The 10,240-nt window shown below is 65.4% G+C and carries 10 protein-coding genes and 1 pseudogene; 3 read left to right on the plus strand and 8 right to left on the minus strand.

Annotation, left to right across the window (positions count from 1 at the left end):
- Positions 1 to 3 precede the first annotated feature (3 nt).
- Together ACYCUK_RS08365 and ACYCUK_RS08370 are read right to left on the minus strand one after the other, a co-directional pair.
- A complete protein-coding gene (locus ACYCUK_RS08365) occupies positions 4 to 783 on the minus strand; it encodes an SDR family NAD(P)-dependent oxidoreductase (RefSeq protein ID WP_461594332.1) in 780 nt (259 codons plus the stop codon).
- Between the two features lie 45 nt (positions 784 to 828).
- Complete coding sequence (locus tag ACYCUK_RS08370; RefSeq protein WP_461594333.1) at positions 829 to 1,806, minus strand: LysR family transcriptional regulator; 978 nt, start codon at positions 1,804 to 1,806, stop codon at positions 829 to 831.
- A 128-nt stretch (positions 1,807 to 1,934) separates the two neighbouring features.
- Here ACYCUK_RS08370 and ACYCUK_RS08375 point away from each other — a divergent pair, with 128 nt between their 5' ends.
- Together ACYCUK_RS08375 and ACYCUK_RS08380 are read left to right on the plus strand one after the other, a co-directional pair.
- Positions 1,935 to 3,536: a CoA-acylating methylmalonate-semialdehyde dehydrogenase gene (locus ACYCUK_RS08375; RefSeq protein WP_461594334.1), complete on the plus strand. Its 1,602-nt coding sequence runs from the start codon at positions 1,935 to 1,937 to the stop codon at positions 3,534 to 3,536.
- A gap of 192 nt (positions 3,537 to 3,728) precedes the next feature.
- Positions 3,729 to 5,405, plus strand: a complete 1,677-nt coding sequence (locus ACYCUK_RS08380; RefSeq protein WP_461594335.1) for a GMC family oxidoreductase — start codon at positions 3,729 to 3,731, stop codon at positions 5,403 to 5,405.
- A 138-nt stretch (positions 5,406 to 5,543) separates the two neighbouring features.
- Here ACYCUK_RS08380 and ACYCUK_RS08385 read toward each other — a convergent pair whose 3' ends face one another.
- The 6 genes and pseudogenes from ACYCUK_RS08385 to ACYCUK_RS08410 all read right to left on the minus strand — a co-directional run bounded on the left by ACYCUK_RS08385 (position 5,544) and on the right by ACYCUK_RS08410 (position 9,397).
- The gene (locus ACYCUK_RS08385) at positions 5,544 to 5,921 is read right to left on the minus strand and encodes a type II toxin-antitoxin system VapC family toxin (protein ID WP_461594336.1); all 378 of its coding nucleotides are present in this window, start codon (positions 5,919 to 5,921) and stop codon (positions 5,544 to 5,546) included.
- On the minus strand, positions 5,921 to 6,151 hold the full coding sequence (locus tag ACYCUK_RS08390; protein WP_461594337.1) for a hypothetical protein: 231 nt from the start codon (positions 6,149 to 6,151) through the stop codon (positions 5,921 to 5,923). Before ACYCUK_RS08390 ends, ACYCUK_RS08385 begins: the two co-directional genes overlap by 1 nt.
- A 63-nt stretch (positions 6,152 to 6,214) precedes the next feature.
- A pseudogene (locus tag ACYCUK_RS08395) lies at positions 6,215 to 7,196 on the minus strand (IS5 family transposase).
- Positions 7,197 to 7,217: 21 nt separating this feature from the next.
- Complete coding sequence (locus ACYCUK_RS08400) at positions 7,218 to 7,598, minus strand: BON domain-containing protein (RefSeq protein WP_461594338.1); 381 nt, start codon at positions 7,596 to 7,598, stop codon at positions 7,218 to 7,220.
- Between the two features lie 279 nt (positions 7,599 to 7,877).
- A complete protein-coding gene (locus ACYCUK_RS08405; RefSeq protein ID WP_461594339.1) occupies positions 7,878 to 8,009 on the minus strand; it encodes a hypothetical protein in 132 nt (43 codons plus the stop codon).
- 452 nt (positions 8,010 to 8,461) lie between these two features.
- On the minus strand, positions 8,462 to 9,397 hold the full coding sequence (locus ACYCUK_RS08410; protein WP_461594344.1) for a LysR family transcriptional regulator: 936 nt from the start codon (positions 9,395 to 9,397) through the stop codon (positions 8,462 to 8,464).
- A gap of 232 nt (positions 9,398 to 9,629) precedes the next feature.
- Here ACYCUK_RS08410 and ACYCUK_RS08415 point away from each other — a divergent pair.
- Positions 9,630 to 10,240 (plus strand): proton-conducting transporter transmembrane domain-containing protein (locus ACYCUK_RS08415; RefSeq protein WP_461594340.1); only part of this gene is annotated, 611 nt, incomplete at its 3' end.

The following is a 10,240-nucleotide window of genomic DNA, read 5'->3' on the forward strand; positions in this document are numbered from 1 at the left end:
CCCTCAAACCTCGCGCATCATCCAACCCGCCAGCGCCGTCACCACCGGGCGCGGGGTGAAGCGCACGCTGGCCGCCAGCATGCGGTTGAGCAGGCCATACACCGCCACACGCTGGCCGCGCTCCATCGCCAGCACGCCGTAACGCGCCACATCGCGCGCCGTCGCCATGCGCCCGTGAAACAGAGCTGAACGCTGCTCGCCCTGGGCGCGCGCGCCGAAACCGGTTTCGGTCGCCCCCGGACACAGCGCGGTGACGCTGATGCCGCGCCAGCGCAACTCCGCGTCCAGCGCCTCGCTGAGCGACAGCACATAGGCCTTGCTGGCGAAATACACCGCCATGCCCGGGCCGGGTTGGAAGGCCGCGGTACTCGCCACGTTGAGGATGCGGCCACGGCCTTGCCGCAGCATCGCGGGCAGCAGCAGCGCCGTCAGCCGCGTGAGCGCGCTGATGTTGAGGTCGATCATGCCCTGGGTCTGCGCGACGTCCGCCTCGGCGAAACGGCCGTAGACCCCGAAGCCGGCGTTGTTCACCAGCACCGTGGGCTCCACGCCCGCCTCGGCGATGCGCCGCGTCAGCGTCTCCGGCCCGTCTGCTGCGCCAAGGTCCAGCGCCATGCACAGGCAGCGTGTGCCATGCTGCGCTCGCAACTCCTCGGCCAAGGTCTGCAGCTTGTCATCGCTGCGCGCGCTCAGCACGAGCGCATAACCCGTCGCGGCCAACTCGCGTGCAATCTCCAGGCCGATGCCGCCCGAAGCGCCCGTGACCAATGCCCACTTGTCCATGAATGGCTCTCCTGTTGAAGGATGGGTTGAGATGGATGGATCGCGTCATTCAAGCCCCAACCGCGCGAAACCGCCAGCCAGCGCAGTGCGCAGATGCTCCACCACCAGTTGCACCGCGCGGGGCGCGCTTGGGCTCCAGGGGCGGATGGCGTAGATGCTGTCGCCGAAAAAACCCACCGGCTTCCAGTCAGGCAGGACCTGTTGGAGTCGCTGCATGTTGCGCGGCTTGGCCACGCTGAAGTCGGGAACCAGGGCGATGCCCAGGCCGGCCAGCAGGGCCTCGCGCAGAACCTCGGTGGTGTTGGCGCGCAGCGACCCACGCACCGTGACGCGCACCCGCTCGGGCTGCCCCTCGGTTTGTGATGTGCCACCGGCTTCGTTCGCGCGCTCGAACATCCACACCGCCGCGCCCGGTCGCAGATAGGTAAGGCAATCATGCCCGGCCAGATCGTCCGGATGTTGCGGCGCGCCGCGCCTGCGCAAATAGCCGTTCGCGGCCACCAGCAGCGAGCGCGTGGCGCACAGCTTCCAGGCCACGGTGCTGTCGGGCGGCGCGGCGACATGGCGAATCGCCAGATCGAATCCCTCTTGCGGCAGGTTGACCAGCCGGTCCGACAGTTCCAGCTCGACGCGAATGTCGGGATAGCGCCGCAGGAAGTCCAGCAGATGCGGGGCGATATGCTGCCGCCCCAGCGCCACCGGGGCGGTCACGCGTACCAGCCCGCGCGGCGCCTGCGCCAGTTCGTGCGCCGCGGCCACGCCATGGGCGATCTGCGCGAAGGCTGGCACGGTGTCGTCCACCAGGCCCTGGCCGGCTTCGGTCAGGCGCAGGGCGCGGGTGGTGCGCCGCACCAGCGGCACCCCCACCCGGCGCTCCAGCAGGGCGAGATGCTGGCTCACGGCGGCCTTGGACACGCCCAGGCGCTGCGCCGCCGCCGTCAGGCTGCCGGCGCTGGCAATGACGCCAAGCCAATGCACCTGCTGCCACAGCAGGTCGTCGCGGGGAGGAATGGGAGAGGTCATCGGCCCATGGATGCAGTCATCGGTCCATTGTTCACGAATTTGAACAATGTTGTCACTCCATATGGCTGTTCAGGCTCGGAGCCGAGGCCTACGATTGGCCGATTGCACATTCAGTCCAGGAGACTCGCATGGGTGCCCCAGAAGCCTTTACCGCCACGGCCACGGTCGGCCATTTCATTCAGGGCCACGCCACGCCGGGCGCCAGCGGCCGCAGCCAGCCGATCTACAACCCGGCCACCGGCCAGGTGGCGCGCCAGGTCGCCCTGGCCGATGCCAGCGATGTCGGCACCGCGGTGGCCGCTGCGCAAGCGGCGTTTCCGAAGTGGGCCGACACCCCGCCGCTGCGCCGCGCGCGGGTGCTGTTCAAGTTTCTGGAGCTGATGAACCAGCACCGCGACACCCTCGCGGCGATGATCACCGCCGAGCATGGCAAGGTGTTCACCGACGCCCAGGGCGAGGTCACGCGCGGCATCGAAATCATCGAGTTCGCCTGCGGCATTCCGCAACTGCTCAAGGGCGACTACACCGAGCAAGCGTCCACCGGCATCGACAACTGGACGCTGCGCCAGCCGCTGGGCGTGGTCGCCGGGGTCACGCCGTTCAACTTCCCCTGCATGGTGCCGTGCTGGATGTTCCCGGTGGCCATCGCCGCGGGCAACACCTTCGTGCTCAAGCCCAGCCCGCTCGACCCCTCCCCCAGCCTGCTCATGGCCGAGCTGTTCAAGCAGGCCGGCCTGCCCGACGGCGTGTTCAACGTGGTGCAGGGCGACAAGGCCGCGGTGGATGCGCTGCTGGAGCACCCGGACGTGCGCGCCATCAGTTTCGTCGGCTCCACGCCGGTGGCGCATCACATCGCGCAGGAGGCGGCGCGCTTCGGCAAGCGGGCGCAGGCACTGGGCGGAGCGAAGAACCACATGGTGGTGATGCCCGACGCCGACCTCGACCAGGTGGTCGATGCGCTCATCGGCAGCGCTTTTGGCTCGGCCGGCGAACGCTGCATGGCCATTTCGGTGGGCGTGCTGGTGGGCGGCGTGGCCGACAAGATCATGCCCAGGCTGATCGAGCGCACGCAGCAGCTCAAGGTGAAGAACGGCATGGAGTTGGACGCCGAGATGGGCCCCATCGTCACCGCCGCGGCGCGCGAGCGCATCAGCGGCATGATCGCCTCCGGCGTGCAGCAGGGCGCGAAACTGCTGGTCGATGGCCGCAACTTCACCATTGCTGGACACAAGCCAGCGACGCCGGGCCGCCCCAAGGCGCTGGCGCAGCCCCCCGGGGGTGCGGTCGCGTCAGCGAACGGGGGCCCAGAATCTCAGGGCTTCTGGCTCGGCGGCACCCTGTTCGACCAGGTCACCCCCGACATGCGCATCTACCAGGACGAAATTTTCGGCCCGGTGCTGAGCTGCGTGCGCGTGCCCGACTTCACCGCCGCGCTCGATCTGGTGAACGCCCACGCCTTCGGCAACGGCGTGGCCTGCTTCACCCGCGACGGCCATGTGGCGCGCGAATTCGCCCGCCGCGTCCAGGTGGGCATGGTGGGCATCAACGTGCCCATTCCGGTGCCCATGGCCTGGCATGGCTTCGGCGGCTGGAAGGCCAGCCTGTTCGGCGACATGCACGCCTACGGCGAAGAAGGCGTGCGCTTCTACACCAAGCAAAAAAGCATCATGCAGCGCTGGCCGGAGAGCACGCCCAAGGGCGCCGAGTTCGTCATGCCGACGGCGAAGTAAGACAAGCACCGCAGCGTCCGCCTGCCGCTCTGTCCCCACCCCAACCCTCCCCACGAGTGGGGAGGGAGTGTTCTCTCCTCCCCCACGTCGTGGGGGAGGCAGGGAGGGGGATGGTGGCAATGGGGGCTCGCCCCAAACGCTGCTCGGGCATTGCGCGACAAGCCTTGATGGCATGCGATGATGTTGACCACCATGCGCGACACCACCTTCGATTTCATCGTCATCGGCGCCGGCACCGCGGGCAGCCTGCTCGCCAACCGGCTGAGCGCCGACCCGAGCAAAAGCGTGCTGCTGATCGAGGCCGGCGGCAAGGACGACTACCACTGGATTCACATTCCGGTGGGCTATCTCTATTGCATCGGCAACCCGCGCACCGACTGGCTCTACCAGACCGAGCCGGACGCGGGCCTGAACGGCCGCACCCTGCGCTACCCGCGCGGCAAAGTGCTGGGCGGGTGCAGCAGCATCAACGGCATGATCTACATGCGCGGCCAGGCGCGCGACTACGACGCCTGGGCGCAGCAACTCGGCGACGAGTCCTGGAACTGGAACGCCTGCCTGCCCGACTTCATCGCCCACGAAAACCACTGGCGCGGCGACGACCCGGCCAAGGCCGACCCCGACTTCGCCCGATGGCACGGCCACGGCGGCGAATGGCGCGTGGAGAAGCAGCGCCTGCGCTGGGACGTTCTCGACGCCTTCGCCCGGGCCGCGCAGCAGGCCGGCATTCCCGCCACCGACGACTTCAACCGCGGCACGAACGAGGGTGTGAACTACTTCGAGGTCAACCAGAAGGCGGGCTGGCGCTGGAACGCCGCCAAGGCGTTTCTGCGCCCCACCTGCTACGGCCGGCCCAACTTCGAGCTGTGGACCTCGGCGCAGGTTTCGCGCCTGCGCATCGACACCCAGCCCGACGGCAGCCTGCGTTGCAGCGGCGTGGATGTGTGGACCGGCCAGGAGATGGTGACGGCGCACGCCAAGGGGGAAGTCATCCTCAGCGCCGGGGCGATCGGCTCGCCGCAAATCCTGCAGCTCTCGGGCATCGGCCCGGCCGCCCTGCTGCGGCAGCAGGGCATTGCGCCCGTGGCCGATCTGCCCGGGGTGGGCGCCAATCTGCAAGACCATCTGCAGATTCGCGCGGTGTTCAAGGTGCAGGGCACGCGCACCCTCAACACCCGCGCCGCCAGCGCCTGGGGCAAGGCCGCCATCGCGCTGGAATACGCGCTCAAGCGCAGCGGGCCGATGAGCATGGCGCCCAGCCAGCTCGGCGTGTTCACCCGCAGCAGCGCGCAGTACACGCACCCCAACATCCAGTACCACGTCCAGCCGCTGAGCCTGGATGCCTTCGGTGAACCGCTCCACGGCTTCGACGCCTTCACCGCCAGCGTCTGCAACCTCAACCCCGGCAGCCGCGGCACGGTGCGCATCACCAGTCCGCGCTTCGAAGACGCCCCGGCCATCGCGCCCAACTACCTGAGCACCGAGGCCGACCGGCAAGTGGCCGCCGACAGCCTGCGCCTCACCCGCCGCATCGTCGCCCAGCCGGCGCTGGCGCAGTACCAGCCGGAGGAATTCAAGCCCGGGGTTCAGTTCCGGACGGACGAAGAACTGGCGCGCCTGGCCGGCGACATCGCCACCACCATCTTCCACCCCGCCGGCACCACCGCGATGGGCCGCTTGGACGACCCGCAAGCCGTGGTCGACACCCGCCTGCGTCTGCGCGACGGCCGCGGGGGCACCATCGAAGGCCTGCGCGTGGTGGATGCGGGCGTGATGCCCGTCATTCCCAGCGGCAACATCAACAGCCCGACGCTGATGATTGCGGAAAAGGCTGCGCGGTGGATCCGGGTCGCGTCATCCGGGACCTGACCCGGTTGTCGCGCAAATGCCAAACGCAGCTTTCAATAAGGCGCTGTCACCCAATCGTGCTGGTGACCGGCATGCCGATGGCTTCGAGCAAGCCTTGGCTCGGGCTTGCGACCTCAGTGCACGGGCATCGACAACGATTCAGACCAGGACCACAACGTCGCTGTACTTGGCCAGCATCGCGTCGACAGTGACCAACTTGAGCGGCTCGACCCGTGCTTGGGCCATCAGGAGCCGGTCGAATGGGTCGTTGTGGTGAAGCGCAAGCTGGGCCACGCCGGCAGCATGCGTCGCTCTGACGGGAAGTTCCAGAACCCGCTCGCCTCGATGGCTGCCGCCAACGCGCGCGGGGTCTGCCTCGATCTTTCCCAGGCGGGCCTTGATGGCGACCTCCCAGATGGAGGCTGCCGAGACGTAGACCTCGTCGGCGGACTCGATGAGACGGCGGGCTGGGGCTTTTAGCAGCGGTGACCCCGCAACGGCCCACAAGAAGATGTGCGTGTCCAGCAGGAGGCGCATCAGCGTCCCTCGAAGCCGGCCAGCACATCGTCGGGCAAAGGCGCGTCGAAGTCTGTCGGGACGGTCAGCTTGCCCTTCAGGAGGCCAAACTTGATGCGACGCTTCGGCTCTTGCAGCCGAGCGATGCGCACGAGGGACTTGTTCAGCGTCGCCCTAAGGCGACGCTGAACAAGCTCCGTCAAAACGCCAACACAGCCTCCTGATGGAGCAAAGGGGTCGAAACGAGGCATACCTCGCCCCATTTTGCGGCCCACCGGGCCTGATGCACGGGCCATCTGGCCCGTTTTTCGCCCTCATGGACGCACCTGTGCCATCAGCCTTTGGCGGCTGAGGTAAAGATTGGCCAGTGCCAACGCTGTAAACGCCCGCGTCGCATGCTTTTGCAGCCCCCGGTCACGCACCTTGCCAAAGCCCCACAGCCGCTTGACTACGCCAAAGACGTGCTCCACCCGAGCCCGAATCTTCGACTTGTTGCGATTCTTGCCGCGCTGCACCTCATCCACGATGCCGCCAGGGCGCCGGGTACGCTGGTTTGGAAAGTCGTTGGCCTTGGGGGCTTTGCTGGCGATCAGCTCTTTCTGGCTGGCATAGGCCGAGTCGCCATGCACACGTTGTGCATTGCCATGCAGCAGTTCGGGCAGCGGATGTTTGTCATGCACATTGGCCGCCGTGACCACGGCGCTGTGCGCCAGCCCCGTGCGGCTGTCCACCCCGATGTGCAGCTTCATGCCGAAGTACCACTGCTGGCCCTTGCGGGTCTGGTGCATCTCGGGGTCGCGCGCCTTGTCAGCGTTCTTGGTGGAGCTGGGCGCGCCAATGATGGTGGCGTCCACAATGGTGCCGGTGTTGACCTTGAAGCCCCGCGCTTGCAGTTCCCGCGCCCCACCTGAGCAAACAGCGCCTCACCGAGCTTGTTGTGATTGAGCAGGCGGCGGAACTTGAGCAAGGTGGTGGCGTCGGGCACCGGCTCACGGCCCAGGTCAATTCCGACAAAGCGGCGCAGGCTGGCGCTGTCGTACAGCGCGTCCTCGCAGGCCAGGTCGGCCAGATTGAACCAGTGCTGGATGAAGTGGATGCGCAGCATGCGCTCCAGTCCGATGGGTGGGCGGGGCCGTTGCCCGCCTTGGGATCGTGCGGCTCGATGACCTCGCACAAGGCCGACCACGGCACGATGGCCTCCATGGCCTTCAAGAATTCATCGCGCCGCGTGGGCTTGCGATATTGCTCGTATCCCGATTCCGAATCGGCTGCCATGGCAAGGGTCTGTTGTTTCATCATGCAAATACCTTTACCGCCTTATCCGCGTGCGGGGGACTTGTTCTGCATTGCCTTAAGCAGGCCTGACCCACACAGCACTGCCATACGCGGGTAAGGCGGTTTGCCATGTGTGCCCACCAAGATGCTGCTGAGCACGGCTTGCACATCGGGTGTGGCGCGGGCTACCGCTTCAAGATGCGCGATCTGTTCCTGCCGCGAGACACAACCGAGCAATTGCACGAGGCGCCCCTGGACCAGTATCCATACGCTGGTGTCATGCAATTGCGGATCCGCACGCAGTACGGGAAGCAAAGTGCTCGCAATGCCACGGTCGTACAGAAAGCTATTGGACAGACGGCATTTGCCGGCTAGATGGCAGCTATTGCTCTGATCGACGCGATAGTGTTCTTCCTCCTGCATCTCCGCGTGGGTGTAGGTCGGGGGGGCTGGGCACCGCGCAAGCCTGCAAGCCTCGCGTGACTTGCTCAAATGGGTCGTGAAACGGGTTGACGAGCACGGCGGTGGGCGTTGCTGGAGCCGTACTCCAGGTTCCGGTCAACAAACAGGCAGTGGCAAGCTTGGTCCTCCTGCGGGACTGACCACTCGCCAGATGAACGCGGCCTGCTGGACGGACGCTGAGCTTGATGGGGCCCATTGCCATGACGCCTTTCATGGTGTCCGTTGAAATCGATCCTGCTCTCAAGCATTGGCAGATTTCTTCGAGATCAACGCATCGTCGAACTGCCGTGCTCGCACCACCGCAGGGCGAGCGCTGATCCTCGCCCAATACTGCTCGAAGGCCGGGTGCTTGTCGATGGTGCCGAACTGCATGCCAAACCCCAGATGGGAACCCAGGTATGTGCGTACCGACAAGAATTTGACCATCATGCCGATCTTGGTTTGACCAAACGCCGCGATGTCAGCCGCGCGTCGACGAGCTGCTCAGCATGAAGCGCCTGATCAGCCCTTCGTCGGCACGCTGATCAATTTCGCATCGACATGAACACGCAGCGACAGGTGTTGGTCGTGCCGTGCTCTTCCATTGGATCGAGACGAGTGATCTCGACAAGGTCGAAAGGTCATGGCTGAATGCCCACCAAATTTTTGATGGGGACCTCCCGACTTTGAACAAAATCCACTCGCCCGTCTCGGCCTAGGTGTTCAACCCGCGGGCTTCCAGAGTTTCTACCGTCACCCGAACAGAATTCGGCCAGTGACGGCAGTTCGGCCTGAACGGACGGCCGCGTTGCGTGGTTCGCGGCCGCATCTGGACGTCCGCTTGGTCAGCTACCAACTGGCGCTGCTGTGGAGCCGCCGGTCATGCTCAGGGTGTCTTGTCGGGCGGCTTGCAGCATGGTTTTGAGCAAGGGCGGATCGAACCGGCGCGGCACGGTGATGGCATAAAAATGCTCCTCGATTCCGGGCAGGCGCATCAGTTCACGCAGCACGCCTTGCTGAATCTCGTCTTGCACGACCACGGCGGGTAGCACTGCCAGGGCGCCCGAGTCGCGCGCCAGCAAGCGCAGCATGGCCATGTCGTCCACCTCGGCAAGGATTGCAGGTTTGATGCCGTGTTCCTCACAAAGTGCATCAAAACGCGCCCGGACTTCACTGCTGGACCCGGGCAAAACGAGCTTGTGGCCTTGCAAGTCACGCGGAAAGCGGAATCTTTCGGGGACCAGCTCGGGATGCCCGATCAAACTCACCGCCTGCCGTGCGATGCGCTTGCAACGCCATGCGTTCTCAGCGTCCTTGGCCACCGCACGGTTGGACAGCACGACGTCGAGCTTGTGCATGCGCAGCTTGACGAGCAATTCGTCGAGACTCCCCGACTCGAGCGTGAGTCGTACGTCCGGCCGCGGTAGAAGGGGGCGGAAAAGGTTGTCCTGGAAATTACGCGATAAGGTGGCCACGCTGCCCACACGCAGGTGCTGTACGAGCGATTGCCCCGAACCCTCGAGCGTCGCCAGCATTTCCGCCCCGAGGTCGAAAATGGCCTGGGCGTAATCGAAGACGATGCTGCCCTCTTCGGTGATTTGCAGGCCGCGCCCCTCGCGCACGAACAGAGGGGTACCCAGGCGGTCCTCCAGCTCACGAATCTGCGTGGACAAGGCCGACTGGGACACATGCAACTGCTCGGCCGCGCGCGTGAGATGGCCCTGCCGGGCGACGGCCCAGAACGCATGCAGGTGACGGTAGTTGATTCGGCTCGCCGCGATCTGTTCTTTTTTCATGAACGTTTTGTTCTAAATCATCTATTTTACAGAATGACGCGCAGGCCTGAAACTACACGATATCAACAGTATCGGGAGCTTCACCGTGGGGATTGGCGAGATCGCATGCGCAGTGCCGTTGCTGATTTTTGGAATGGGATCCGCGGCGTGTGCGCGCCTCGGGACGCAGCCCGGGCGCGTTTGGCGCATGGCTTGGAGTGCGGGCTTGGCAGCGCTCATGGCATGCATCGCGTGCGTGCTGCTCTGGGTGTGGGGGATCGGCCCGTCAGTTGGCGGGATGTTTCGCATCGACCTCGCTGCATCCGTCATGTTGCTGCTCGTGAGTTTTCTCGGCGTGGTCATCGTCGGGTATTCGAGGCGCCACCTTCAAGGAGAGGCGCGGCAACATTTCTACGCCAGTGCGTTGCTGGCCACGCTTGCCGCTGTGATGGCCATTGTCGTGAGTAACGATCTCACTTTGATCATCGCCGCATGGTTCGGCGGCAGCTTGGCGTTGCATCGGCTTCTGACCTTCTACCCCAGGCGAACGGCTGCCCTCATCGCGGCGCATAAAAAGTTTCTCGTCAGCCGCATCGCCGAGCTCTGTTTCATTGGCGCCGCCGTTTTGCTGTACGCGCAATTCGGCACCCTGCGCATCGACACGCTCGCTTGGAAGCTGGCCGAGATGCACACAGCTCTGCCTTGGCCGGTGCCTTTGGCAACAGTCTTGCTCGTGCTCGGTGTGGCGCTGAAAACAGCGCAGATACCTGCACATGGCTGGCTGATTCAAGTCATGGAAGCTCCCACGCCGGTCTCGGCACTCCTGCACGCCGGGGTCGTCAATCTGGG

The organism is Thiomonas sp., assembly GCF_054608695.1.